General features: G+C 72.3%; 19 protein-coding genes. 5 read left to right on the top strand and 14 right to left on the bottom strand.

Features of this window, described 5'->3' with window-relative positions; genetic code table 11:
* Positions 1-104: 104 nt before the first annotated feature.
* Positions 105-863, bottom strand: a complete 759-nt coding sequence (locus QFZ71_RS24140) for an NUDIX domain-containing protein (RefSeq protein ID WP_307670254.1) — start codon at positions 861-863, stop codon at positions 105-107.
* Between the two features lie 202 nt (positions 864-1,065).
* Positions 1,066-2,442, bottom strand: coding sequence for a DUF4192 domain-containing protein (locus QFZ71_RS24135; RefSeq protein WP_307670253.1), 1,377 nt, complete (start codon positions 2,440-2,442; stop codon positions 1,066-1,068).
* A 110-nt stretch (positions 2,443-2,552) separates the two neighbouring features.
* Between QFZ71_RS24135 and QFZ71_RS24130 the strand changes: the two genes are divergently transcribed.
* On the top strand, positions 2,553-4,724 hold the full coding sequence (locus tag QFZ71_RS24130) for a RecQ family ATP-dependent DNA helicase (protein WP_307670252.1): 2,172 nt from the start codon (positions 2,553-2,555) through the stop codon (positions 4,722-4,724).
* Positions 4,725-4,940: 216 nt separating this feature from the next.
* The gene (locus tag QFZ71_RS24125) at positions 4,941-5,582 is read left to right on the top strand and encodes a hypothetical protein (RefSeq protein WP_307670251.1); all 642 of its coding nucleotides are present in this window, start codon (positions 4,941-4,943) and stop codon (positions 5,580-5,582) included.
* 214 nt (positions 5,583-5,796) lie between these two features.
* On the opposite strand, the gene QFZ71_RS24120 is transcribed toward QFZ71_RS24125, so the two are convergent.
* The 6 genes from QFZ71_RS24120 to QFZ71_RS24095 form a co-directional block, all read right to left on the bottom strand.
* Complete coding sequence (locus tag QFZ71_RS24120) at positions 5,797-6,423, bottom strand: hypothetical protein (RefSeq protein ID WP_307670250.1); 627 nt, start codon at positions 6,421-6,423, stop codon at positions 5,797-5,799.
* Between the two features lie 63 nt (positions 6,424-6,486).
* Positions 6,487-7,197, bottom strand: coding sequence for a ribonuclease HII (locus tag QFZ71_RS24115; RefSeq protein WP_307670249.1), 711 nt, complete (start codon positions 7,195-7,197; stop codon positions 6,487-6,489).
* Positions 7,198-7,437: 240 nt separating this feature from the next.
* Complete coding sequence (locus QFZ71_RS24110) at positions 7,438-9,237, bottom strand: DUF4153 domain-containing protein (protein ID WP_307670248.1); 1,800 nt, start codon at positions 9,235-9,237, stop codon at positions 7,438-7,440.
* 218 nt (positions 9,238-9,455) lie between these two features.
* On the bottom strand, positions 9,456-10,364 hold the full coding sequence (locus QFZ71_RS24105) for an ADP-ribosylglycohydrolase family protein (protein ID WP_307670247.1): 909 nt from the start codon (positions 10,362-10,364) through the stop codon (positions 9,456-9,458).
* Between the two features lie 12 nt (positions 10,365-10,376).
* Complete coding sequence (locus QFZ71_RS24100) at positions 10,377-11,036, bottom strand: histidine phosphatase family protein (protein ID WP_307670246.1); 660 nt, start codon at positions 11,034-11,036, stop codon at positions 10,377-10,379.
* A gap of 46 nt (positions 11,037-11,082) precedes the next feature.
* Entirely contained in the window at positions 11,083-11,688 is a 606-nt protein-coding gene (locus QFZ71_RS24095) for a DUF4937 domain-containing protein (protein WP_307670245.1), read from the bottom strand.
* 239 nt (positions 11,689-11,927) lie between these two features.
* Between QFZ71_RS24095 and QFZ71_RS24090 the strand changes: the two genes are divergently transcribed.
* On the top strand, positions 11,928-12,464 hold the full coding sequence (locus QFZ71_RS24090) for a TerD family protein (RefSeq protein ID WP_307670244.1): 537 nt from the start codon (positions 11,928-11,930) through the stop codon (positions 12,462-12,464).
* Positions 12,465-12,674: 210 nt separating this feature from the next.
* The gene (locus tag QFZ71_RS24085; protein ID WP_307670243.1) at positions 12,675-13,157 is read left to right on the top strand and encodes an HIT family protein; all 483 of its coding nucleotides are present in this window, start codon (positions 12,675-12,677) and stop codon (positions 13,155-13,157) included.
* Positions 13,158-13,366: 209 nt separating this feature from the next.
* On the opposite strand, the gene QFZ71_RS24080 is transcribed toward QFZ71_RS24085, so the two are convergent.
* Entirely contained in the window at positions 13,367-16,264 is a 2,898-nt protein-coding gene (locus QFZ71_RS24080) for a vitamin B12-dependent ribonucleotide reductase (RefSeq protein WP_307670242.1), read from the bottom strand.
* Positions 16,265-16,439: 175 nt separating this feature from the next.
* Complete coding sequence (nrdR, locus tag QFZ71_RS24075) at positions 16,440-16,952, bottom strand: transcriptional regulator NrdR (RefSeq protein WP_307670241.1); 513 nt, start codon at positions 16,950-16,952, stop codon at positions 16,440-16,442.
* A gap of 638 nt (positions 16,953-17,590) precedes the next feature.
* Between nrdR and lexA the strand changes: the two genes are divergently transcribed.
* The gene (lexA, locus tag QFZ71_RS24070) at positions 17,591-18,388 is read left to right on the top strand and encodes a transcriptional repressor LexA (RefSeq protein WP_307670240.1); all 798 of its coding nucleotides are present in this window, start codon (positions 17,591-17,593) and stop codon (positions 18,386-18,388) included.
* A gap of 128 nt (positions 18,389-18,516) precedes the next feature.
* Here lexA and QFZ71_RS24065 read toward each other — a convergent pair whose 3' ends face one another.
* From QFZ71_RS24065 to QFZ71_RS24050, 4 genes are all read right to left on the bottom strand, one after another.
* A complete protein-coding gene (locus QFZ71_RS24065; RefSeq protein WP_307670239.1) occupies positions 18,517-20,487 on the bottom strand; it encodes an ATP-dependent DNA helicase in 1,971 nt (656 codons plus the stop codon).
* Positions 20,488-20,525: 38 nt separating this feature from the next.
* Entirely contained in the window at positions 20,526-22,595 is a 2,070-nt protein-coding gene (locus QFZ71_RS24060; protein WP_307670238.1) for an IucA/IucC family siderophore biosynthesis protein, read from the bottom strand.
* Positions 22,596-22,655: 60 nt separating this feature from the next.
* Positions 22,656-23,381 (bottom strand): GNAT family N-acetyltransferase, encoded by a 726-nt coding sequence (locus tag QFZ71_RS24055; RefSeq protein ID WP_307670237.1) that lies wholly within the window; start codon positions 23,379-23,381, stop codon positions 22,656-22,658.
* 81 nt (positions 23,382-23,462) lie between these two features.
* Entirely contained in the window at positions 23,463-25,367 is a 1,905-nt protein-coding gene (locus QFZ71_RS24050; RefSeq protein ID WP_307670236.1) for an IucA/IucC family siderophore biosynthesis protein, read from the bottom strand.
* Positions 25,368-25,378: the final 11 nt, after the last annotated feature.

The raw sequence follows: 25,378 nt of genomic DNA, 5'->3' as shown, positions 1-25,378 counted from the left end.
CGGCATGGGGGTACCGCAGCAACATAACGCGACATTTCCGACTTTTGGTGCAGGGTGGAGCGACAGGCGTACCGCGGGACCGACGCGGTGGAGCGCCCGGAGGCTCAGACCTCGGGTCGCAGCATCGGCGGATTGAGCACCGTCGCGGCCCCGGCACGGAACAACTGCGCGGGGCGTCCGCCCTGGCGCGTGGTCGTGCCCCCGGAAGGCACCAGGAACCCCGGCGTGCCGGTGACCTTGCGGTGGAAGTTGCGGGGGTCGAGCACCACCCCCCACACCGCCTCGTACACCCGGCGCAGCTCGCCGACCGTGAACTCCGGCGGGCAGAACGCCGTGGCCAGCGAGGAGTATTCGATCTTGGAGCGGGCCCGCTCCACTCCGTCGGCCAGAATCCGCGCGTGATCGAAGGCCAGCGGAGCCGCCTGCTCGCCCTCCCGTCCGGTGCCGGGGTGCAGCAGGTCCTCGACCGGTGCCCAGCGGGCACTGTTGGCGTCGCCGCCCGCCCGCGGCGCGGGCAGGTCCGGAGCGAGGGCGAGGTGGGCGACGCTGACCACCCGCATCCGGGGGTCGCGCGCCGGATCGCCGTAGGTGGCCAGCTGCTCCAGGTGTGCGCCGTTGCCCGCGGTCGGCTGCGCCGGATCGTGCGCGCAGAGGCCGGTCTCCTCGACGAGCTCGCGCGCCGCCGCGGACCCCAGATCCTCGTCCATCCTGACGAAGCCGCCGGGCAGCGCCCAGCGCCCCTGGAACGGTGACTCTCCGCGGCGGACGACCAGCGCGCAGAGCGCATGGCGGCGCACCGTGAGCACGACCAGGTCGACGGTGACAGCGAAGGGCGGGAAGGTCGAGGGGTCGTAGGGCGGCATGCCGTGATCATAGTCGTCTGCCTGACGATAAACACTCCCTTGGGCATGCTCGTGATCAGTCCGGGCTCTCCGGCCGGGGACGCGTCGTCACCTGTGCCCTCCTCGCCACGCCACGCCCCCTTCAGGCCCGCCCTCCTCACCGCGCCCCCCTTCAGGCCCGCCCTCCTCACCGCTCCACGCCCCGCCTCCCTTCAGGTCCGGGTCATCGCCGGGTCCTGCCGGTGCGACTGCCGTAACGGCGGGCCTCGCCCGGCCGCCGGGGCGCGGCGGTCCGCGGGCGGAGCGGGCCGGGTGACGCCTTGCCCCGCTCGACGGCCGCGTGCCGGGCAGGCCGCCCGGCACGCCGGCCCCTGCCGGGCAGCGGGCGGACCTTGCGCACGTGCAGCGGGGCGGCGGCCCGATCATCGGTGGAGTCCACCGTGGCCTCCACCGCTTCGGCGCCGGAGCCCGGCTCCTCGCCGGCCGCCTCCCGCAGGCAGCGGCGCAGGGCCTCCGGATCGAGCCCCTCGTTACAGGCCCGATGCAGCAGTTGCGCGAACGTGTAGCCGGGGTCGGCGCGCAGCGCCAGCGACAGGGCGACCCGCGCGCCCGGCTCGTCGCCCGTGGACCAGGAGACCCAGCCCGCCAGAGTGAGGGGCGCGGCGGCGTGCTCCCCGTACGGTCCGACGCAGCGCCGGGCCAGGGTCCGCCACAGCCGCAGGGCCGACTGTGCCTTCGGGCCCTCCATCCAGGCGGCGGCCCTGTCGCGCGTGTCGCGGTCCTGGAGGCCGAGAATGAGGGCTGCGGCCTCGTCGGAACCGATCAGCTGGTCGTCCGCGGCGTCCGCGAGCGCCGGCGGTGCGGGCCGAGCCTTCTCGATACGGTCCATGAGGGTGCGAGCCAGCCGGAGGGTCTCCGCCCCGACCTCCCGCCTGGCCTGCCCGTCGAGGAGCCTCGGCAGCAGCACCGGCCCCGCCCTGTCCAGGGCCTGCTCCTGCGCCGCCACGGCCGCCGGGACCTGCCAGGGCCGCAGCCGGCCCTCCATCTCGCGCAGCGTGCCCCGGACGTGGACGCCCGCATAGGTGGCTGCGGCGGCCATCACCGTGGTGCCCGGCAGGGCCAGGGGCTTTCCCTCCTCGGGACAGCACCGGGTGTCGGGGCAGCAGTAGGACCAGTAACGACCGTCGGAGATGCAGAGCGCTTCGAGGACGGGTACGTCGAGTGCTCCGCACGCCGTGCGCAGGCGTTGCGCGAACGGCCTGAGCCGCTCCATGGTCGACCGGCCGCCCGAACCGTCCGGCGGGTCCTGACAGAGGAAGATCACGATCGCGTCGGGCTTGCCCTCACGGCGCTCGCTCCCCGACACCAGGCACTCCGCGAGCTGGTCGGCGACCGCTCCCCATTCGCCGGGCGACTGCGGAATGCCGAGGCGAAGCCGTCCGCCGAAGCGGCCCCGGCCGCCGTGCAGCGCGACCATCACCACGCTGTCGTCGGGGTGGAATCCCATCAGATACGGGAGGGCGTCGGCGAGGTCGGCGGGGCCGCGCAGGGTGATCTGCTGCTCCCCGGACGGACCGGTGGATTCGTGGTGCTTGTTCATGGCTCGACGGTCCCGCAGCCCGCCGAATCCCGCGACCCCTGTGGATAACGTTATCCACAGGCGGGCGCCGCCGTTCGCGGTTTGTCGTAGCCATCGGGTTGCATGGGGGGATGACCAACGCAGATCGTGCAGCGCTCAGGGCTTCGGCCGACTCCGTCCTCGCCCGCCTGGTGGGCGACCCCACCGGTCGGGCCGTGCTGCGCGAGGACCAGTGGGTGGCCATCGAAGCACTCGTCGCCGACAAGCGCAGGGCTCTGGTCGTGCAGCGCACCGGTTGGGGCAAGTCCGCCGTCTATTTCGTGGCGACCTCGCTGCTCCGCGCACAGGGCAGCGGTCCTACGGTGATCGTCTCGCCGCTGCTGGCCCTGATGCGCAACCAGGTCGCCGCGGCGGCACGGGCCGGGATCAGCGCCCGCACGATCAACTCGTCCAACACGGAGGAGTGGGACAGCGTCCAGGCCGAGGTGGCGGCCGGTGAGGTCGACGTCCTGCTGGTGAGTCCCGAGCGGCTCAACAACCCCGACTTCCGTGACCAGGTCCTGCCGAAGCTGGCGGCGGCGACCGGGCTCCTGGTGGTCGACGAAGCCCACTGCATCTCCGACTGGGGACACGATTTCAGGCCCGACTACCGACGGCTGCGGACGATGCTCGCCGATCTGCCGTCGGGTGTCCCGGTGCTCGCCACCACCGCCACGGCCAACGCCCGTGTGACGGCGGACGTCGCGGAGCAGCTGGGCACCGGTGCGGGCACCGACGCGCTGGTCCTGCGGGGGCCGCTGGACCGGGAGAGTCTGAGCCTGAACGTGCTGCGGCTGCCCGACGCGGCCCACCGGCTGGCCTGGCTGGGTGACCATCTCGGCGAACTTCCTGGCTCCGGGATCATCTACACACTGACCGTGGCGGCCGCCGAGGAGGTCACCGCCTATCTGCGTCAGAACGGCCATACGGTGGCCTCGTACACGGGGCGGACCGAGAACGCCGACCGGCAGCAGGCCGAGGACGACCTGCTGGCGAACCGGGTCAAGGCGCTGGTCGCCACATCGGCGCTGGGCATGGGGTTCGACAAGCCGGACCTCGGCTTCGTCGTGCACCTGGGTTCGCCCTCCTCCCCCATCGCCTACTACCAGCAGGTCGGCCGTGCCGGGCGTGGGGTGGAGCACGCGGAGGTGCTGCTGCTGCCGGGCAAGGAGGACGAGGCGATCTGGCAGTATTTCGCCTCCGTCGCCTTCCCTCCCGAGGAGCAGGTGCGGCGCACCCTGGACGTCCTGGCCCGAGCGGAGCGACCGGTCTCCCTCCCCGCGCTGGAACCCCTGGTCGATCTGCGGCGGACCCGCCTGGAGACGATGCTGAAGGTGCTGGACGTCGACGGTGCGGTGAAGCGGGTCAAGGGCGGCTGGACCGCCACGGGGGCCCCTTGGGTGTACGACGCCGAGCGCTACGCATGGGTGGCCCGGCAGCGGGAGGCCGAGCAACAGGCCATGCGCGACTACGCCTCGACCACGGCGTGCCGGATGGAGTTCCTGCGGCTGCGCCTGGACGACGAGGCGGCCGCCCCGTGCGGGCGCTGCGACAACTGCGCCGGCGCCCGCTTCGACGACAAGGTCTCGACCGCCGCCCTGGACGGAGCGCGCCACGAGCTGGGCCGGCCCGGTGTCGAGGTGGAGCCCCGCAAGATGTGGCCCACCGGACTGCCCGCGGTGGGCGTCGATCTCAAGGGGCGTATCCCCGCGGGCGAACTGTCCTTCGCCGGCCGGGCGCTGGGGCGGCTCTCCGACATCGGCTGGGGCAACCGGCTGCGTCCCCTGCTCGCGGCGCAGGCTCCGGACGGCCCGGTGCCGGACGATGTCGCGGAGGCCGTCGTCACCGTGCTCACGGACTGGGCGAAGGGGCCGGGTGGTTGGGCCTCCGGAACGGCCGACGCGGCTTCGCGGCCGGTCGGTGTGGTGACCGTGGCATCGCGCCGCAGGCCGCGGTTGGTCCAGTCCCTCGGCCATCGCATCTCCGACATCGGCCGGATGCCCTTCCTCGGGACGGTCTCCTACGCGCCGGGCGCCGAGGGGGTACGGATGTCCCGGACCAACAGCGCGCAGCGGGTGCGGGCGCTGCACGAGACTCTGGTCGTGGAGCCGGATCTGGCGGGCGCGTTGGCGTCCGCGGGCGGGCCCGTGCTGCTGGTGGACGATCTGTCGGACACCGGCTGGACCCTGGCCGTGGCGGCGCGGCTGTTGCGCCGGGCCGGAGCACAGGGGGTGTTTCCGCTGGTCCTCGCGGTTCAAGGGTGACGGAAGGAGTCATGCCGGGCGGGTCTGGGCAGGGATATCAGTGTCATTCCGGCTGATTCCCGTCAGCCTCGGCAATTGCTCGTTGCCGCCCGCCGGTAGGCCGGGGAGAATTGGAACTGCCCCCGCGCACTTCCTGATCGGGCCCGGAAGGGCTGTGTCGCGGCGCGCCCTCACTCGACCCTGCCCGCACCGTGGGCGCGTAGCGAAGGGAGGAACGTGACCTTCGGATTCGCCCCGTCCGCAGCCACTTCGCCATCCCCGTCCCCGGTTTCCGCGGACTCCGCCAACCGCCTTGCCCGGATGCTCGAACCGGCGGAGTGGGCCTCGGCGGGCATCCCCCTGCTGCGCAGCCCGCGGGAGGTCGTCGGCGGACTGCACTCACGGCACCGGCCGACGCCGGCCACGGCCGTGGTCGCCGTTCTCGACCATGAGGAACGCCTCACGGCGAGCGCCTCGTTCGCGCGGCGGGCTTCGGTGCCCGCGGACGGCTGGGAGTTCCGCAACGCCCTGCTGGCGCAGCTGCGGCGGGTGATCCCGCACGATCTGCGCCGCCGCACCCCGGTCCGTACGGCCGTCCTTCTGTACTGCCGTGACGGCGACGAGCGGTGGACGGAGGAGGACGGCGCGTGGATGTGGGGCCTCCGGGACGCCTGCACCCTGCACGGGCTGCGCTGCGGCGCCTACATCACGCTGACTCGCGGGGGCTGGCAGGTGCTCGGCGAGGGGAGGGGTGGGCGGCGGCCCAGTTCGCTGTCGGAGCCCGTGCTCCTGGCCGACACCGTCCCCGGCCCTCCGACCGCGCCGACCCGGTCGGGCGGCGGAGCCGTGGAGGCGCTGCGGCGGGCCGCGGCCCGCTGACCCTCCGTCCCCGCCTGCCGGACGACACCGGTCGTCCGCCGGTCGGCCGCCGAACGGGACGGGTGGGCCGCAGGGCGGCGGTGAGTCCTGCGGCGGGCGGCCCACGTTCGGGGCGGCGGTCGCCCGTCGGGGCGGCTTCGCCGTCGGCCGTGAGAACCGGACACGGTCTCTCCGGCCGCCCGTGCGGGCGGCCGGAGAGACCGGCGTGATGGGTTCAGACCCCGGCGCCGAGCGCGGAGTTGATCGTCTGCGGGTCGCCGCAGACGATCAACAGCGCGGCAGCGCGGTCACGGGCGACGGGCAGGGCGTCGGCCACGGTCCGCTGGGCGTCGTCGTTGTTGACCGCGACGACGACCACGGGACGGGGGCGGGCCCGGTCCAGTGCGGAGACGCCGGCGAAGAAGACGTCGTCACCCGCGTCGTGCTGGGCCCAGTAGGCGGCTTCGCCGAAGGACAGCTCATGTGCGGCCCACGGGTGCGGCTCGCCGGTGGTGAGCACGAGGATGTCGCCCGGCGTCCGGCCGGACTCCAACAGCAGATCGACGGCTTCCTCGGCCGCGTCGAGCGCACCGGCCGCAGAGGCGGGGATCAGCTGGATCTGCGGTGCGGAACGATTCTCCGCCGGCTGCGGACGGGCAGGAGCCACGGGGGCCGGGTGGGCGCGCTGCGCCGGGGGCGCGGGACGCGCGGGGCCGGGACCCGGACGGCCGGGTCGCGGGGTGGCCGCTGTACGCGGGCCGGGTACGGGACGGGGGGTCGGCGCAGTACGGCCGGTGGCCGGAGTGACGCGGGGACCCTGGACGCTCTCGGGAATCTGAGGCTCCTCGGAGATCAGAGGCATGACGGTGGTCTGGTGCGGACGCCGGTGTCGACCGGCGTCGGTAGGAGGGGCGCGTGCGCGCGATCAGAATTCGAAGCCGAGCTGGCCCCCGCTTTCGAGTGCGGCCGCCTCGGCGGAAATACGGACCTTCTTCAGGTGCTGCCACCGGGGCAGCGCGTCGAGGTACGCCCAGGAGAGGCGGTGGTGGGCGCTCGGCCCCCGCTCCTCCAGCGCGGCGCGGTGCACGGGCGAGGGATAGCCCGCGTTGGCATCGAAGGCGAAGTGCGCGCAGTCCTCGGAGGCGGCGCCCAGCTCGGCCATCATCCGGTCCCGGTGCACCTTGGCGATCACCGAGGCCGCCGCGACCGCGACGCAGGACTGATCGCCCTTGATCACGGTGCGAACCTTCCAGGGAACGCCCAGGTAGTCGTGTTTGCCGTCGAGGATCACCGCGTCGGGACGTACCGGCAGTCCCTCCAGGGCCCGCACGGCGGCGAGCCGGAGAGCCGCCGTCATGCCGAGGTCGTCGATCTCCTGCGGGGACGCCTCGCCCAGCGCGTAGGCGGTGACCCAGCTCCGCAGCACGGGTTCGAGCTCGGCACGCCGTCGCGGGGTCAACAGCTTGGAATCGGTGAGCCCTTCGGGCGGACGGCGCAGGCCGGTGACCGCCGCGCATACGGTGACGGGTCCGGCCCACGCACCGCGTCCGACCTCGTCGACACCGGCGACGGTCCTGGCACCGGTGGTAGCGCGAAGCGAGCGCTCGACGGTGTGCGTGGGTGGTTCGTACGGCATGGCGCCAGCCAGCGTACGCCGAGAGCCACGGCGGCAACACCCCGGGGGCGCCCTGCGGACCGCGAATCGGCCATCGAGGAGGGCACCGGCCCGACGCAGGCGCTCCGAACCCGCGGGCATGGAGGGCTTGTCGCCGCCGAGAGGCCGGTCGGGTCCGGAGCCCGTGCCGGATCGGGAGAGCACGGCGGGCCGGGGCCGGGGAGCGGCAGCCGGGTCAGAGGCCGGCCGACCGGATCAGGGTCAGTACGGGTCGTAGCCGTCGCCGTGCGGCTCGAAACCGTCGCGGGTCCCGTCCCGGCCCAGGCGGTAGCAGTCGCGCCCGTCGCCCCGCACCGGGCGCTTCTCCAGGATCTCCTGCGCCCGCGCCTCGCCCCAGCTGGTCGCGTACCAGGGGGTGTCGGCGGCGAGGACCTCACGCTGGATGATCCTCAGCGCACAGGAGCGTTGCGGTTCGGGCAGCCGGTCCAGAGCCGGGACGGCATCGGCGGAGAGGTCCTTGAGGTAGTCGATGTCGATGCCGGCCTCCTCACGGGACGCGAAACGCTGGACGTTCTGCTCGGCGATCAGGCTGTCCGGCGAGAGCAGCCCGAAGGCCAGGACCCCGACCGCCGCGCTCGCCGCGACGGCCCGCGGCAGGAACCGGGAGCCGAAGACCCCGGCGGCCAGGATCAGGACCAGCACCACGCCGAGCCAGAGTTCCATCGCGGCGACGGATATCCGCAGCCGGGTCAACCCGTACTCGTCGACGTACAGGTCCATGCGGCGCAGCGCGGAGGCGACCACGACGAGGGTGAGGACGCAGAGGGGGCCGAGGACGGCGCGGACCAGCGTCCGGTCCCGGCTGCCGCCGCGCGGGGCCCAGCGCAGGGCCAGGGCGATCACGAGAAGGGTCAGCAGGGTGGCCCACAGGAGCTGCCAGAAGCCCTGGCGGGCGTACTCGGCGTGGTCGAGCCCCGTCTCGGCCCGCACCCTCTCGTAGCCCCCGAGGAGGACGACGAGCTGGAGGGTGATGAAGACGGCGAAGAGCAGGTTGAGCACGATCAGCGGAAGGGCCCATTCGGCCCGCCCTCGGGGTTTGCCGGGCCGGACGGTGATCCCGTCCCAGCGCACCGGGGCCGCCGCGGCGTACGCGGCGGCGAGCGCTCCGGCCAGACCGAGCGCGAACAGGAAGATCCGCCACGGTGCTTCGCCCACCGGGGCGTCGGGCAGGAGGTCGCCCAGCAACTCGGCGAAGGCCGCGTCCGCGCCGGCGAAGAGCGCGCCGAACACCACCAGCAGCACCAGGGCCACGGCCGCGGTGCGCAGGGCGGCGCCCCAGCGTGCCCGCGAGCCGTCGGCCCGCGCGCGTATTCCCCGTACGCCCCAGATGATGCCGGGGACGACCGAGTCGAACAGGCCGACGGAGCCGATGATCGTCCCCGGCCAGCTACGGCTGCCGTGCAGCGTCAGCGAGCCGAGCGCGAACGCCGACACCATGGCGAGGAAGGTGGGCCAGCCCGCGTCCCGGAGCGCGGGCACGGCGAGCAGGGCGAGCCCTCCCACCGCCCAGGTCGCGGTCCAGGGACGCAGCCGGCGGCCCGCCGAACGCGCGGCGAAGAACGCGGCCAGCGCGGCGGGCACCGCCACGATCAGGAGGTTCGCCCCGATTCCGTCGCCCAGGAAGCAGGCGCTCAGGACGGCCGTGGCCAGGACGGACCAGAGCACGGCGGGTGGGATCAGGGGCGGAACGGGTGGCCGGAGCCGGGCGACCGGGCCGTCGTGCGCGCCGCTCCGGGGGCGGGGAGCGCCTGCGGCGTACTGCCAGGGGTTGGCGGGCCCGCCAACCGGTGTGCCGGTGGTCCCGAGCGTCCCGGTGGGCCCAGGAGCGCCGGTGGCCTCGACCGTGGCTGCGGCCCGGCCCGTTTCCGCAGGGCCGGCGGGGGCCGGGGCCCCGGTGGCGGCCCGGCCGGACTCCGCCGGTTCCGGCGGCCGGGGCGTACCGATCCCCGGTGACGGCTCGGACTTCGGCGGTCCGGAATCCTGGGACGGCTGATCGGACATGGGACCCCTCCCCCACCGGCCCCCGCACGGCCCACAGCCGCACGCCGGGCCCGGTGTCTCGGTCGGCGCTCGCCCTCAAGATCAACCAGGGGCGGCGTGGCCGAAAGAGTAGCCCCGAACTCGCGTTCGCCGACACACAGAGTGATCCTGTGGCAGGACCGTGACAGACCGCCGCCTCTCCGGAGGCCGCGGTCGGCGTCACCGGAGAGCGGAAGACGTCAGCGGTGCGGAAGATCCAGCCACGCGGGCGGTTCCTCCGTCTGCGCGAGCCACGCGGCGGGCGGGGCTCCGGTCTCGCGCGACGCGACGACACCGCCGACGATGGCGCACGTCGTGTCGACGTCGCCGCCCGCCTGCGCCGTGACCCAGAACGCCTCCTCGTAGTCCCCGAGACTCCTCGCGGCCGACCACAGTGCGAACGGCACCGTGTCGTGGGCGCTCGTGCGGCGGCCGTTGCCGAGGACCGCCGCGACCGTTCCCGCGTCCTGGTAGTCCAGCATGTCGCGGGCCCGGCGCAGCCCCGCGCCGACCGCGCTGCGCGGGACGAGCGCGACGACGCCGTCGAGCAGGTCCTCGGGGCTCGGCGGCCCGCCGGGAGCGGCGGCGAGCGACGCGGCGGCGGCCACGGCCATCGCGCCGACGACCGCCTCGCGGTGCTGGTGCGTGGGGTACGAGGAGATCTCGGCCTGATGCGTGGCCTGCTCCGGATCGTCCGCGTACCAGGCGCCGAGGGGGGCGATGCGCATCGCGGAACCGTTGCCCCAGGAGCCCTGGCCGTTGAAGAGCGCGGAGGACAGTTCCCGCCAGTCCCCGCCCTCCCGTACGAGCCGGAGCATCCGGTTGACGGCGGGGCCGTACCCCCGGTCGAAGTCGTGGTGCTCGGCGAAGGAGCGCGCCAGCGCGTCCTGGTCGACACGGCCGTGCGAGGCGAGCACGGCGAGGACCGAGCAGGCCATCTCGGTGTCGTCGGTCCACTGCCAGGGGCCGGGGGGCAGGGCGCGCTGTTTCAGGAGGGGGTAGTTGGCCGGGACGAAGAACTGGGAGCCCAGGGCGTCTCCCACGGACAGCCCACGCAGGCTGGCCAGGGCGCGTTCGAAGCGCCGCTCGGAAGCAGAATCAACGGTCATCGACCAGTCACTCTATCCGGTACGGCCGTACGGCTCGGGGGTGCGCCAGCGCTGGAAGGGCCGGTCGAGGGTGTACCGGCCGTTCTCGCCCAGCAGCAGGGTCCGCGTCTCGCCGTTGCCCGGATTGGAGAGCGACTCGAACTCCGCCACCGACCAGTGGAACCAGCGCATGCAGAACAGCCGCATGGTCAGCCCGTGGGTGACCAGCAGGACGTTCTCCGGGTGGTCCGGCTCCTCGAAGCTGCGGTGCAGGCTCTCCAGGAACGACCCGACCCGGTCGTAGACGTCGGCGCCGGACTCCCCCTGGGCGAACCGGTAGAAGAAGTGCCCGTAGGCGTCGCGGTACGCCTTCTGCAGCCGTACGTCGTCCCGGTCCTGCCAGTTGCCCCAGTCCTGCTCGCGCAGCCGGGGCTCCTCACGCACCCGGACCCGCTCCTGGTCGAGGCCGAAGGAACGGAACGTCTCGTGGGTGCGGCGGTACGGCGAGATGTAGACGCTCACCCGCTCGTCGCCGAACAGGTCCCGCAGGCCCTCACCGGTCTCGCGGGCCTGCCGCAGACCGGTCGGGGTGAGGCGGAGCGCGTGATCGGGCTCCCGCTCGTACACCGTGTCGTCGGCGTTGCCCTCGGACTCGCCGTGCCGGACCAGGACGATGCGCTGAGGTCGTGCCATGGGGCCGAGCCTAGGCCCTGTCGTCGAACAACCGCCTGTCGGCCGGTCAGACCGTCCAGGACGGTTCCAGCTCCACGACGTCCCCGGTCAGCTCGATCACGTCCGTCTCGGTCTGCGCGCGGGCCGCCAGCCGTTCGGCCCCCGCCGCGCGGTACTTGCCGCGCTCGGCGCTCGACTGCCACAGGGACAGCGCCAGGAACTCGTTGCCCGGCGCCTCCGCGAACACGCCGCGCAGCATGCCGGGCGATCCAGCCATCGCGGGGTTCCACACCTGCTGCTGCATCAGGACGAAGTGCTCGGCGCGCTCCTCGTGCACCCTGCTGTGCGCGACCCGCGCGACATCGGCCCCCGCGAAGTGCGGTTCGAAGCCCGTCTTCACGTCGAAGCGGCGCTCGAAAAGCGTGACCCGCATGTCGCGGAACATGCCCGGCCGCCCTCCCGCCAACCGGTCGTGGCCGCGGGCCATGAAGGAGTCGTAGAAGACGCGGTTGTCCCAGAAGGCGAAGACATGGGCGACATCGGGGCGCGTTCGGCTCCACCCGCCGCTCTGCCCTCTGAACCCCGGCTCGCCGACCAGCCCCGCCCGCTCCCGCTGCCCCCGGTCGAAGCCTTTACGGTCCACGACGGAACAGCGAATCCACTTCACCAGCACCGCGCCATCGTACGGCGCGGAACGTGGCGCGCGTCACGATCCCGCGAAGCACTCTCCGGCAGGGGCCTCGGTGCGGTATTCCGCAGACGGAAGCGGACGACCGCGGGGGCGTCGGATGGCCCGAATGCGCCGTCCCGGAACCGGGCAGTTGGTTCCGCGCCCAGTTGCGTACATGATCGGGTGATCGTGTGTCGGGTGATGAGCACGGCCCACGGGCCGTCGGCCGGGAGGGGAGTCCCTTGAGCACTCCGAGCAAGGACATCGAGAAGGTCGAGGTACGGGTCAAATGGGACCCGAGCCCGCACGGGGCTGCCGCCAACGACCTCGACATCATCGCGGCGACCTATCCGGCCGACGAGCCGTACGGCGCCCCCGCCTACCTGGTCCACTTCGACAGCCGCTCCCCGGACGGCACGATCACGCTGAACCGGGACAGCCGGACCGGTCAGGGGTTCGGGTTCGACGAGGTCATGACCATCGAGCTGTACCGGCTGGCCGAGCGGTACGGGCGGGTGGTGATCGGTGTCGCCATTCAGCAGCGCGACGGTCGCAAGACCTTCGGCGACATAGGGAGTACGGCGATGGAGATCGCGGAGGGCTACACGAAGCTGGCCGAGAACGACTTCTCCGGCGTGGCGGGGGCGACCGCCGCGGTCATCGGGGAGTTCACCCGTGACGGTGCGGGGCGGTGGGGGTTCCGGCCGGCCGTGCGCGGCTTCGACGGCGAGCCCGACGCGTTCGCGGCGGAGATGGGCAGCCGGGCCGCCGAAGGGTGACATCGGCCGGTTCCGGACAACTCGGGGTGGCGTGACGAAGGGGACCGGTCAGCCGGCCGGTCCCTTCGTGAACCGCTTCGGCCACGCCTCCCACGGTTCGTACCCGGTCCCGTGTGTGTATCGGTGGCGGTCGCTCACGGCCGGGCCGGGATCCACGGACGGATCACCGGCCGGCCAGGACCCGATGATCGCGCCGTGTAGGTTCCCGCCATGACGGATGACTGGCGCGAGGATCGGATCGGGAGCGCGCTGAGGGGCGAGAACCCCTCTGTGCTGCGACGGCTGGAGGCCGGGTTCGCGGTGATCGGGGACGTCCAGTTCCTTCCGGGGTATTCGGTGCTGTTGGCCGATGATCCGGAGGTGCAACGGCTGTCGGATCTGCCGAGGCCGAAGCGGATGTCCTTCCTCTCCGACATGGATCGTCTCGGGGAAGCGGTCGAACGCGCCTGCCGCAGCCTGGACCGTTCTTTCAGGCGCGTGAATCTGGAGATCCTCGGCAACACCGACACCTTCCTGCATGCCCATGTGTGGCCGCGGTTCGACTGGGAGCCCGGTGAGCTGGTGGGGAAGCCGGTGTGGCTGTATCCGCGTGAGCGGTGGAGTGATGACCGGTTCGCCCTCGGTTCGCAGCACGACGCGCTGCGGCAAGCGATCGGAGCGGAACTGGACGCGTTGTCCCTCACCACGGAGTGACCGGTGTACCGGGACGTGCGGCGGGGAACAGCGGCCCACCACCCGTGGCGAGGCCGGATCGTTGCCTCGGTCACGCGGTGGCCGGCATCAGCGCAGGCCCATGACAGCGGAGAGGGAGCCGACCTTGGGTCGGCTCCCTCTCTCCTGTGCTGGTCAGCGGCCTTGGCAACGGGTGCTCGATGCCGCGGCGGCTGCGATTCCGCTCGTTGTCAGCTGCAACCGCTGGTCGAGCCGCAGCCCTCGCAGATGTAGCAGGAGCCGGCGCGCTGCATCTTGGTCCCGCAGGAGAAGCAGAGCGGGGCGTCGGCGCTGATGCCGAGCTGCATCTCGACCAGTTCCGCCGAGGTGTGCGCCGTCTTCGGGGCCGGCTTCACGGCGGGCTCCGCGGGGTCCGGCACCGCCTTCAGGGGCTCGGACCGGACCGGGGCCGACTGGGCCAGGCTGTCCGTGTCGAGGTCCTCCGACTCGAACGCCGGCTCGTAGCTGCCGGTGTCCAGGTGGCGCTGGCGTTCCTCGGCGGAGTGGATGCCGAGGGCCGAGCGGGTCTCGAAGGGCAGGAAGTCCAGCGCCAGGCGGCGGAAGATGTAGTCGACGATCGACTGCGCCATCCGCACGTCCGGGTCGTCCGTCATGCCGGCCGGCTCGAAGCGCATGTTGGTGAACTTCGAGACGTACGTCTCCAGCGGGACGCCGTACTGCAGGCCCACCGAGACGGCGATGGAGAAGGCGTCCATCATGCCCGCGAGGGTCGAGCCCTGCTTGGACATCTTCAGGAAGACCTCGCCGAGACCGTCGTCCGGGTAGGAGTTGGCGGTCATGTAGCCCTCGGCGCCGCCCACCGTGAAGGAGGTGGTGATGCCGGGGCGGCCCTTCGGGAGGCGCTTGCGGACCGGGCGGTACTCGACGACCTTCTCGACCGCCGTACGGATGGTCTCCTCGGCCTTCGCGGTGACCGCTTCCTTCTCCTTGTCCTTGGTCTTGGCGGAGAGGGGCTGGCCGACCTTGCAGTTGTCGCGGTAGATCGCGAGCGCCTTGACACCCATCTTCCACGCCTCGAAGTAGACCTCCTCGACGTCCTCGACGGTGGCCGTCTCGGGGAGGTTCACCGTCTTGGAGAGCGCGCCGGAGATCCACGGCTGGATGGCCGCCATCATCCGGACGTGGCCCATCGCGGAGATGGAGCGCTCGCCCATGGCGCAGTCGAAGACCTCGTAGTGCTCGGTCTTCAGACCGGGGGCGTCGACCACGTTGCCGTGATCGGCGATGTGGGCGACGATCGCCTCGATCTGCTCGGGCTGGTAGCCGAGGCGACGCAGGGCCTGCGGCACCGTGCCGTTGACGATCTGCATCGAGCCGCCGCCGACCAGCTTCTTGAACTTGACCAGGGCGAGGTCGGGCTCCAGACCGGTGGTGTCGCAGGACATCGCGAGACCGATGGTGCCGGTGGGCGCGATGACCGAGGCCTGCGCGTTGCGGAAGCCGTTCTTCGCGCCGAGCCGGATCACGTCCTGCCAGGCCTCCGTCGCCGCGGCCCAGACCGGGGAGTCGAGGTCGTCGACGTGGACGGCCTTGGCGTTGGCGTCGGCGTGCTGCTTCATGACGCGCTGGTGCGGCTCGGCGTTGCGGGCGTAGCCGTCGTACGGGCCGACGACAGCGGCCAGCTCGGCGGAGCGGCGGTAGGAGGTGCCGGTCATCAGCGAGGTGATGGCGCCGGCCAGGGCGCGGCCGCCGTCGCTGTCGTACGCGTGACCGGTCGCCATCAGGAGGGCCCCGAGGTTGGCGTACCCGATGCCCAGCTGACGGAAGGCGCGGGTGTTCTCGCCGATCTTCTGGGTGGGGAAGTCCGCGAAGCAGATCGAGATGTCCATCGCGGTGATGACCAGCTCGACGACCTTGGCGAAGCGCTCGGACTCGAAGGACTGGTTGCCCAGGCCGTCGTCCTTGAGGAACTTCATCAGGTTCAGCGAGGCGAGGTTGCACGAGGTGTTGTCCAGGTGCATGTACTCGCTGCACGGGTTCGAGCCGTTGATCCGGCCGGACTCCGGGCAGGTGTGCCAGGCGTTGATGGTGTCGTCGTACTGGATGCCGGGGTCGGCGCAGGCCCAGGCGGCCTCGGCCATCTTGCGGAAGAGGGACTTGGCCTCGACCTCCTCGATGACGTCACCGGTCATCCGGGCGCGCAGCCCGAACTTGCCGCCGGCCTCGACCGCCTTCATGAACTCGTCGTTCACGCGGACCGAGTTGTTGGCGTTCTGGTACTGGACGGACGTGATGTCGTCGCCGCCCAGGTCCATGTCGAAGCCCGCGTCGCGCAGGGCGCGGATCTTCTCCTCCTCCTTCACCTTGGTCTCGATGAAGTTCTCGATGTCGGGGTGGTCGACATCGAGGATGACCATCTTGGCCGCGCGGCGGGTGGCGCCGCCCGACTTGATCGTTCCGGCGGACGCGTCGGCGCCGCGCATGAACGAGACCGGGCCGGAGGCGTTGCCGCCGGAGGAGAGGAGTTCCTTGGAGGAGCGGATGCGGGAGAGGTTCAGGCCGGCCCCGGAGCCGCCCTTGAAGATCATGCCCTCTTCCTTGTACCAGTCGAGGATCGACTCCATGGAGTCGTCGACGGCCAGGATGAAGCAGGCGGAGACCTGCTGCGGCTGGGGCGTGCCGACGTTGAACCAGACCGGGGAGTTGAAGCTGAAGACCTGGTGCAGGAGGGCGTACGCCAGCTCGTGCTCGAAGATCTCGGCGTCCGCGGGGGAGGCGAAGTAGCCGTGGCCCTCGCCGGCCTTCCGGTACGTCTTCACGATCCGGTCGATCAGCTGCTTGAGGCCGGTCTCGCGCTGCGGCGTGCCGACCGCGCCGCGGAAGTACTTGCTGGTGACGATGTTGACCGCGTTCACCGACCAGAAGTCGGGGAACTCGACGCCACGCTGCTCGAAGTTGATCGAGCCGTCGCGCCAGTTGGTCATGACGACGTCACGGCGCTCCCACGTCACCTCGTCGTACGGGTGCACGCCGGGGTTGGTGTGGATGCGCTCGATACGCAGACCCTTGCTCGTCTTGGCGCCCTTGGTACGGGAACCTCGTGCCGGGCCGCTCGCCGTCTCTGTCATGCCGCCTCCCATATGTGGGCGAAAACGCCCTGAAGTGCCCGGATCTTCCCAGGGCACAGTGTGTGTCCGATGCTCCGGGCGCCGCACAGGGCGGCCGGAAGCACATCTCATGTCGCCCCGCCGCCGGTCCGCAGAGTTCCGTCTGCGGGCACGGGCGTACCGGGCGGGGTACCGCTCAGTCGGCGGCGATGGCGGGCGCGGGGACCCCGGGGGTCTCTCCGGTCCCGCGGTCCTCCGTGGAAGGGCGCTGCGCACGCAGTTCCACGATGGCGGTCTCGAAGTCCTCCAGGGAATCGAACGCCCGGTAGACCGACGCGAAGCGCAGGTACGCGACGAGGTCGAGTTCCTGCAGGGGGCCGAGGATGGCCAGTCCCACGTCGTGGGTGGTCAGCTCGGCGCTGCCGGTGGCGCGCACCGCCTCCTCGACCCGCTGGCCGAGCTTGGCGAGGGCGTCCTCGGTGACGGGCCGTCCCTGGCATGCCTTGCGGACGCCGGAGATGACCTTGGTGCGGCTGAAGGGCTCGGTCACGCCGCTGCGCTTGACCACCATCAGCGAGCAGGTCTCCACCGTGGTGAAACGGCGGGAGCAGTCGGGGCACTGCCGGCGGCGACGGATCGACGTCCCGTCGTCGGTGGTGCGACTGTCGACGACCCTGCTGTCGGGGTGCCTGCAGAAGGGGCAGTGCATGGCTCCCAACCCTCCTTCACACGCACGACTGAATAGCCTCGTCTGGGCCCTTTCCCAGGCCCTTGGAAGCAGTCCCCAGCATAGGCGATGCTCACGGCACGATTGCACCGAGACCACAACTTCTGGGCGACCGGAGCAATCCAACCACTAGATCTAGGGTCGAGTCGCGTTTTTGGCCCTAGCGCGTGTCGCGCGCCGGACCTCACGCGAAGGCCACTGGAAGGGGCCGCCGGAGGGAGCTCCCGGCCAGGGAAGAGGGTACGGGAAACGCGGGGCCGTCGAGCCGCCGGGGCATCGCCGCGCGGGCCGGACGGGGGACGGCACGCAGGCCGGACGGGGGCGCCGCGCGGGCGGATGAAAGACTGGTGCCGAGAGCCGGGCGATCCACCCCGGAGAGGCCGGACAGGGCCGCCCACGAGGGCGCGCGACGACCGCCGCGGAGTCCGCGCGACCACCCACCGACGACCGTACGGCCCTGCGGGAAGCCGCACGGTGCCCGTCCATCCGCGTTGCTCATACACCTCTCGGCAGCACCACGGCACCCCTTTATTCGTTTTTCACTCGAACGTGTGTTTGGCGCAACCTTTCGAAAGCTACTACCGTTGTCCAGCTAGGGAGACCATTCGAGAGGGGCCGACGTGACCACCACCGCAGACAGCGCCACCATCACCGCCCGGGACCACCGCTCCCAGAGCCGACTTGAGCCGGTGCATGCCATGAATGACGCACTCACGAACACGGACGGGCCCGACCCCGCACGCTCCGGGCGCTCCATGCCCGGCAGGCCGCCCGGCATCCGCGCGGACAGCTCCGGGCTGACGGACCGGCAGCGGCGGGTCATCGAGGTCATCCGCGACTCCGTGCAGCGGCGGGGGTATCCGCCCTCCATGCGGGAGATCGGCCAGGCGGTGGGCCTCTCCAGCACCTCGTCCGTCGCCCACCAGCTCATGGCACTGGAGCGCAAGGGCTTCCTCCGCCGGGACCCGCACCGGCCCCGCGCCTACGAGGTGCGCGGATCGGACCAGCCCAGCACCCAGCCGACCGACACGACCGGCAAGCCCGCCGCGTCCTACGTGCCGCTGGTGGGCCGGATCGCGGCCGGTGGCCCGATCCTCGCCGAGGAGTCCGTCGAGGACGTCTTCCCCCTCCCCCGCCAGCTCGTCGGCGACGGCGAGCTGTTCGTGCTGAAGGTCGTCGGCGACTCGATGATCGAAGCAGCGATCTGCGACGGCGACTGGGTCACCGTCCGTCGCCAGCCGGTCGCGGAGAACGGGGACATCGTCGCCGCCATGCTCGACGGCGAAGCGACGGTCAAGCGCTTCCGCCGGGAGGACGGTCACGTATGGCTGCTCCCGCACAACGCCGCGTACCAGCCGATCCCCGGCGACGAGGCGACCATCCTCGGCAAGGTGGTGGCGGTGCTGCGCCGGGTCTGAGGAGAGCGTCGGTCACGGCTTCCGGCCCCGGAATCTCTGCCTAGGGCGTCGATCACGACGTCGATTCCGGGGCTTTGCCCTGCCCGCTCTCCCTCTCGGGCCGCTCTCCCGCCTCGGCCGCTCCCGTTCTACGCCCCGTCCGCCTTGGCCTTGGCGTCGATGGCGGCCAGGGAGCGGCGCACCTGGTTCCGGTCGGTGGTGTACCAGAAGTCCGGCAGCGAGGCGCGGAGATAGCTTCCGTACCGTGCGGTGGCGAGCCGGGGGTCCAGCACCGCGACGACGCCCTTGTCGCCCGTCGCCCGGACCAGCCGCCCCGCGCCCTGGGCCATCAGCAGGGCCGCGTGCGTCGCCGCCACCGCCATGAAGCCGTTGCCGCCGGCCTCCTCGACCGCCTTCTGCCGTGCGCTCATCAGCGGATCGTCGGGCCGGGGGAACGGGATCCGGTCCATCACCACCAGCTGGCAACTCGGCCCCGGCACGTCGACGCCCTGCCAGAGCGACAGCGTGCCGAAGAGGCAGGTCTCCGGGTCGGCCGCGAAGTTCTTGATCAGCTCGCCGAGCGTCTCCTCGCCCTGGAGCAGGATCGGCTTGCCCAGCCGGCCCCGCAGCTCCTCGGCCGCGGCCTTGGCCGCCCGCATCGAGGAGAACAGCCCCAGCGTGCGACCGCCCGCCGCTTCCACCAGCTCGGCGAGCTCGTCCAGCATGTCCGTACGGGAACCCTCGCGGCCCGGCGTGTTCAGATGCCGGGCGACATAGAGGATGCCCTGCTTCGGGTAGTCGAACGGGGAGCCGACGTCCAGCCCCTTCCACTGCGGGACGTCCTCGCCCGCCGTGCCTTCCGGAGCCAGCCCGAGGGACGCGCCCACCCCGTTGAAATCGCCGCCCAGCTTGAGGGTGGCCGAGGTCAGCACCACGGACCGCTCGGAGAACAGCTTCTCGCGCAGCAGACCCGACACGGAGAGCGGAGCGACCCGGACGGAGGCCCCGAACCGATCGTGCTGCTCGTACCAGACGACGTCGTATTCCGAGCCCTGGGTGATGCGCTCCGCGACCCCGTGGATCGACTCGACCGAGGCGAGGGCCTGCTTGCGGACGGCGTTCTCGTCCTCCACCGACTTGTCCCGCGTGGCGCCGATCGCGGAGATCACCGTACGGGCCGCGTCGCGCAGCGCCATCAGGGCGTACCCGAGGTCCTCGGGCACCTCTTCGAGCCGTCCGGGCAGCGCCAGCTCCATGACCCGCTCGAACCCCTCGGCGGCGGTCATCAGGGCGTCGGCGGCCTTCTCGTTCACCAGCTTCGCCGCACGGCGGACCGCGCGGTTGACCTGGGCCGGGGTCAGCTCGCCGGTGGCGACACCGGTGACCCGCGAGACCAGCTCATGGGCCTCGTCGACGATCAGGACCTCATGGGACGGCAGCACCGGCGCGCCCTCGATGGCGTCGATCGCGAGCAGCGCGTGGTTGGTGACGACCACGTCCGCCAGCTTCGCCCGCTCCCGCGCCGCCTCCGCGAAGCACTCCGCCCCGTACGCGCACTTCGACGCGCCCAGGCACTCGCGTGAGGAGACCGAGACCTGCGCCCACGCCCGGTCCGAGACGCCGGGCGTCAGATCGTCACGGTCACCCGTCTCCGTATCGTCCGACCAGTCCCGCAGGCGCAGCAGGTCCTGCCCCAGCTTGCTGGACGGGGCCGCCGCCTCGAACTGGTCGAACAGCCCCTCCTCCTCGTCCTGCGGGACCCCTTCGTGGAGCCGGTGCAGACAGAGGTAGTTCGACCGCCCCTTGAGCATGGCGAACTGGGGGCGGCGGCGCAGCAGGGGGTGCAGGGACTCGACCGTGCGCGGCAGGTCGCGCTCCACGAGCTGCCGCTGGAGGGCCAGGGTGGCCGTGGCCACGACGACCCGCTCCCCGTGCGCCAGGGCCGGCACCAGGTAGCCGAGCGATTTGCCCGTACCGGTGCCGGCCTGGACGAGCAGATGGGATCGGTCGTCGACGGCCTCGGCGACGGCCTCGGCCATGGTGACCTGGCCGGGCCTTTCCGTACCGCCGACGGCGGCGACGGCGGCGTGCAGGAGCTCGGGGAGGGATGGCTTCGTCATAGCCCGACCACCCTACGGCGCACCACTGACAACGGCGATCACTCCCGGACGCGGACGGAGGGGTGCAAGGGGTTGGGGACGGTGCCGTGGACCGCCGCGTGCGGACGGCCGGCCCGGTCCCGGTAGCCGTCGACGAGCAGGCGGTTGCGGTTCAGGCAGAGGCGCTCGATCTCGGGGGTGAGCATGTCGAACAGCTCGAACCGCTCCTTCAGTTCCGGGAACCGGGCGTGATGGCGGACGATCTCCGCCCGGACGAGTGACCAGAAGGCGTCCTCGGTGACGCCGAGCTGCTCCTCGCACAGCGGTGAGAGGTAGCGGAAGACGCCCACGAAGAGACCGGAGTGGATGAACTGGGTGAGGAAGGCCGGGTGCTCGGTGAGGAGGACGGCGCGCACCTCGTCGGGCATGGTGGCGTGCTCCGGCAGCGGGTGGGCGCTGACGTTCACGTCGTCGACGAAGTCCTTGATGGCGAGGCGTACGGGCACGTCGTTCTCGTCGAAGACCACGATGGCGTTCTCGCCGTGCGGCGAGAAGACGGTGCCGTAGCGGTAGAGGAAGTGCAGCAGGGGCGGCAGGAGGGCGGCGAAGAGCCGCTTCAACCACGTCTCCGGGGCCAGGCCGGAGCGCTCGACCAGCTCCGCGGTGAACGCGCGGCCCGCCGGGTCCGTATGCAGCAGGGAGGCGAGCGTACGGGCGCGTTCGCCCGGGGCGAGGCGGGGCGGCAGCGGCTCCCGCCAGATCGCGCCGAGGATCTCCTTGTACTGGTACGGCACTTCGGGGAGGCGGTCGTACAGCGGGTGCTCGACGGCGACGGAGGCGACCTCGCCCAGCAGGACGACCCGACAGGTGTCGCGGAGGAACGGATCGTCCTCGCACAGCCCCTGGACCCAGGCGGTGACGGCCGGAGCGGCGAGGGTCCGCTCGGTCGGCAGGCCGCGCCAGACCAGGGTGTTGAGGATGGAGAGCGGCAGCTTCACCGTGTGCCGCTCGGGCCGTTCCACGTTGGCGAACGTGCGGATGGACTGCTGCGGGAGGCGGGCGTCGCCGTCCGTGTGCAGCGCGACGATGTCGCCGTCGGCGATGGCCGGGGCGAAGAGCGGCACGATCCACTCGTCCCACTGCCAGGGGTGCACGGGGAGGTAGAGATAGTCCCGCGGGTCGTGCCCCCGGTTCCGCAGAACGTCGGCGAAGGCGTCCCGGACGTCCTGGTCGAGCTCTCCGGCGTACAGCTCCTCGGGGGTGCCGACGCGGCCCACGCCCCGGTACTGCGCGATGCGGTTGCTGACCGCGATCCACGGGAGCCGGAGCGGGGTGCGGGTCTCGGGGGTGAAGCGGTCGGCGTCGGCGGCGGAGAAGCCGAGCCGTCCCTTGCTGGCCACCAGCCAGGGGTGGCCGGTCTGGTGGCCTTCCAGCTCCGCGTAGTCGAGCGCGGCGAGCCGGTCGGCGGTGAGCGCGGTGTGGTCGAGCCGGGCGTCGGCGGAGAGCGTCCGGGTCAGCTCGCGGATCAGGTGGCCCAGGGTCGTGCCGTCGAGGCCGAGGAGGTCGCGGGCCCGGCTGAGGAAGACCAGCGGGTCGCGGAACGGCCGGGTGGCGATCGCCGGGCCGGTGGTGGCGGCGGAGCCGTTGACCGGTGCCGGGGCGGGCGCGTCCGCGGGGGACTGTGCGCCCGCGGGCGGTGGTGCGACGGCGTGCGAGCCCGCCTGCGGCGGCGCGGCGGTGTGCGCGTCGGCGTACGCGCTGATGGGAGCGCTCTCGGCGTGCGCCGCGACGGGGGCGACTCCGGTGTGCGCGGTGACGGGTGTGCTGGGGGCGTGGGCGGCCGGGGGCTGTTCGGTGACCTCGATCGAGTCGGGGTCGACGCGCCAGCTGCCGTACGCGCCGCGCCTGGCCCTGAAGGCGAGCTCTCCCCCGTCGTCGAGGGTCAGCCGGTGGAGCCCGTCGGTCGCGGGCTCGGGGACGGGCTCGATGATCTTCTCGTAGGCGAACTCGCCGAGCATCTTGGCGAGGAGCCGTGCGGCGGCCCGGTCCCATATCTGTCGGTTCAGCTCCGGAGGGCTGAACAGCTGCGGGGACCCGACTGCGTCACGGCTCGCGGGATATATCGGCACGGGGACTCCTCCGGATGGAACCTCTGGGGTTCGAACGGTGTGGAAGGTGCGGCGCGTAGGTCACAGCTGGTCTCGGTACGTTCGGTCGCGGATCATCAGTGCGGCGCGCTTGTCGGGGAGATCCACTTCGGCGGAGAAGCGGAAGCCGGCGCCGAGGAAGGCGGAGACGGACGGGGTGTTGCGCAGGTCGGGTTCGGCGACGACCCGTCCGCACCGCGGAAGGTTGTCCAGGACGAGGTCGGCGACGGCGCGGATGAGGGTGGTGCCCACGCCCCGGCCACGGTTCCGCACGCCTCCGATGAGGAGGTGGATACCGGTGTCGTGCGGCCGGGCCGGGTAGTGGCGGGCGAGCGGGTCGAGGTCGGCGCGGTAGATCTCCCAGTAGCTCATGGGCGTGCCGTCGAGCACCCCGAGACAGGGGATGCTGCGGCCGTCCCCTTCGAGCTGGGGCCTGAGGTGGTCCGCGGTGACGGCTTCCGGTCCGGAGAGTTCCCAGAAGGCCGCCACCGCGGGATCGTTCATCCAGCGGCTGAGGACGGGGAGATCACGCTCGGGCCGGACGGGGAGGAGGGCGAACTCCCCCGCTGTCGTCCGCACGGCCGGCCAGGCGCCCGGGTCGCCCAGCAGCTCGCTCGGGGCGTGGGCGCGGGCCGCTCCGGAGCCGCGTTCCTCGGCGATCACCGCGAGGAGTTCTTCGGTGAGCCGCAGGTCGAGTGTGTCCTCGACACCGGTGCTCCCGCCGTCGGGTGCGGTGCCGGGTTCCGCTGAGGCGTCGGCGGGAGGCATGGTGGCGCTCTCCTCTCTGGACCGGGTTCGGTCGGGGGCGGCTCCGGGGTGGTGCGCTCGGAGTCTGCCCGGTGCGGGTGCTCAGCTGTGCAGCGGGTTGGCGATGGTGACGTACACCGACTGGGTGTCGACCGGTCCGACCAGCTCGTCGAGTCCGTGCAGGCGGGTCAGCAGGTTGGCCTTGCAGCGCAGTTGGCGGTTGTCCAGGAGATACGCGGGCAGGGGCGAGCCCATTTCCGCGGTCTCGGTGAGGAACTGACGCAGCACCGCGAGGAGTTCCCGCTCGTCGGCCAGATGCTGGGATCCGAACGCGCCGATCAGGCCGAGGACGTTGTTGATGCCGAGGTAGTAGGCGAACCGTTCGTCGGTGACCGGGTCGGAGACGAAGGTGTCGCTGACGGCGCCGATGCCGGGGAGCCGCTTGTCGAGCTCGGCGCGGCGGGATTCGCGGAAGTAGTAGCCCTGGTTGTCCCGGTAGCGGCCGCCGACGGGCCAGCCGTCCGGGTCGAGCAGGACGATCGTGTTCTGCTGGTGGGCTTCGAGCGCGACGCCGCCGTGGGCGTCGAGCCAGAGGACGGGGCGCACGACGTGGTGCAGATAGCGCCGGAACCATTCGGCGGAGACGGCGGTGGCGGTGAGGCCGGTGCGCGTGGTCAGGCCGGAGACGACCTCCGCGAGCCGGGAGCGCATGCCGGGGTGTCCGGGCCGGGGGCGCTGGGCCGTGAGCCCGGCGATGCAGGCGGCGTCGTCGCCCGGACCGAAGGGGTTGTGGCGGAGCACGACGTCGAGTCCGGTGACGGGGGCGCCCTCGGGATCGTCGACGGCGAGCCAGGCGGGGTCCCGGACGATGTCGAAGCCGGGGTGCTCCCGCTGCCAGCTCTCGGCCAGGCCGGTCGACAGGAGGCGGTGGACCTCGACGCCCCGGTGCAGCTCCTTGCGGAGGTTCTCGCGGCGGGAGTTGGTGATGCGTACGCCGAGGGAGAGCTTGAGCATCACGCGCGCCGCGGGCCGGTGCACGGTGCGGATGGAGGAGGTGGGGTGCCAGTGCTCGCCGTGCGGACCGAGGTCGTGGAGCAGGCCGGACTCGGCGAGGGCCCGGACCTGGGGGCGGTGGAGCAGGTCGGCGGCCTGCCAGGGGTGCACGGGGACGGCGACGGTGCCGGGGGGTGCGGTCAGCCCTGCGGCGTGCGGGGCGAGCAGATCCTCGGCGGTGGCGGGGCCGTCCTCGGTCCAGGCGGAGTCGGTCGCCGTCAGCGACCGGTCGACGGCGAACCAGTGGAGCGGAAAGGAGCCGTGGAGCTCGGGCGAGTAGCGGCGGGCCTCCGACTCGGAGAGCCCTTCGCGGCTCTTGGGCGTGGGGTGGAGCGGATGGCCGAGCAGCAGCGACTGTTCGGCGGTGAGGAAGAGGTCGGCGTCGGCGGGGTCCGCGGGGCTGCGCCGCCGCAGTTCGACGAAGCCGGCGGTGTGGCGTACGGAGTCGGCCACCCGGGCGACCAGATCGCCCGCGCCGCTCTCGCCGCCTTCGCGGCCGATGAGGACGGCGACGGTGGCGGCGTCGGCGTGCGGGGCGCCGGCGGGGGCGTTCTCCAGGACGGGTGCGCCGAAGCGGTGGGCCCCGGTGGCGGACCAGTAGCGCACGGGCACGAGCAGCGCGGTACCGCTGGCGGGGAAGGCGATGCGGAGGGTGTCGTCCGCGGGCCGGGGCAGGTCGTTCTCGCGGGTCCAGCAGCGCAGGAGGCTCTCCGTGCCGGCCGCGTCGGCGGCCCGCAGCGGGTCGGGGTCGTCGAGCGGGTCGGGGTCCGGGTCCCGGTCGGACGGGGCGCCGAGGTCCGGACGGGGCGCGTACGCAGGGGGGTTGGGGGTACGCGCGGCCTTCTGCCGGGGCACGATCGTCGCCTCGACCGTGCCGGGGGCGGCCGGTCCGTCCTGCCCTCGGTGCTGGGGGGTCCCGTGGCCGTCGGCCTCGGGTGCGGGGGTGGGGTTCACGGCGTTCTTCC

Origin of the sequence: Streptomyces sp. V2I9, assembly GCF_030817475.1 — a bacterium.
Classification (GTDB): domain Bacteria; phylum Actinomycetota; class Actinomycetes; order Streptomycetales; family Streptomycetaceae; genus Streptomyces.
Note: the sequence above shows the minus strand (reverse complement) of the source record. Positions and strands in the feature narration are given on the sequence as shown.

What these genes read in the sequence shown, in the direction of transcription:
- QFZ71_RS24130 (WP_307670252.1), top strand. Translation starts at nt 2,553, where the DNA reads ATGACCAACGCAGATCGTGCAGCGCTCAGGGCTTCGGCCGACTCCGTC.
- QFZ71_RS24100 (WP_307670246.1), bottom strand. Translation starts at nt 11,036, where the DNA reads ATGGCACGACCTCAGCGCATCGTCCTGGTCCGGCACGGCGAGTCCGAG.
- QFZ71_RS24135 (WP_307670253.1), bottom strand. Translation starts at nt 2,442, where the DNA reads ATGAACAAGCACCACGAATCCACCGGTCCGTCCGGGGAGCAGCAGATC.
- nrdR (WP_307670241.1), bottom strand. Translation starts at nt 16,952, where the DNA reads ATGCACTGCCCCTTCTGCAGGCACCCCGACAGCAGGGTCGTCGACAGT.
- QFZ71_RS24055 (WP_307670237.1), bottom strand. Translation starts at nt 23,381, where the DNA reads ATGCCTCCCGCCGACGCCTCAGCGGAACCCGGCACCGCACCCGACGGC.
- QFZ71_RS24115 (WP_307670249.1), bottom strand. Translation starts at nt 7,197, where the DNA reads ATGCCGTACGAACCACCCACGCACACCGTCGAGCGCTCGCTTCGCGCT.
- QFZ71_RS24120 (WP_307670250.1), bottom strand. Translation starts at nt 6,423, where the DNA reads ATGCCTCTGATCTCCGAGGAGCCTCAGATTCCCGAGAGCGTCCAGGGT.
- QFZ71_RS24085 (WP_307670243.1), top strand. Translation starts at nt 12,675, where the DNA reads ATGACGGATGACTGGCGCGAGGATCGGATCGGGAGCGCGCTGAGGGGC.
- QFZ71_RS24080 (WP_307670242.1), bottom strand. Translation starts at nt 16,264, where the DNA reads ATGACAGAGACGGCGAGCGGCCCGGCACGAGGTTCCCGTACCAAGGGC.
- QFZ71_RS24140 (WP_307670254.1), bottom strand. Translation starts at nt 863, where the DNA reads ATGCCGCCCTACGACCCCTCGACCTTCCCGCCCTTCGCTGTCACCGTC.
- QFZ71_RS24105 (WP_307670247.1), bottom strand. Translation starts at nt 10,364, where the DNA reads ATGACCGTTGATTCTGCTTCCGAGCGGCGCTTCGAACGCGCCCTGGCC.
- QFZ71_RS24065 (WP_307670239.1), bottom strand. Translation starts at nt 20,487, where the DNA reads ATGACGAAGCCATCCCTCCCCGAGCTCCTGCACGCCGCCGTCGCCGCC.
- QFZ71_RS24110 (WP_307670248.1), bottom strand. Translation starts at nt 9,237, where the DNA reads ATGTCCGATCAGCCGTCCCAGGATTCCGGACCGCCGAAGTCCGAGCCG.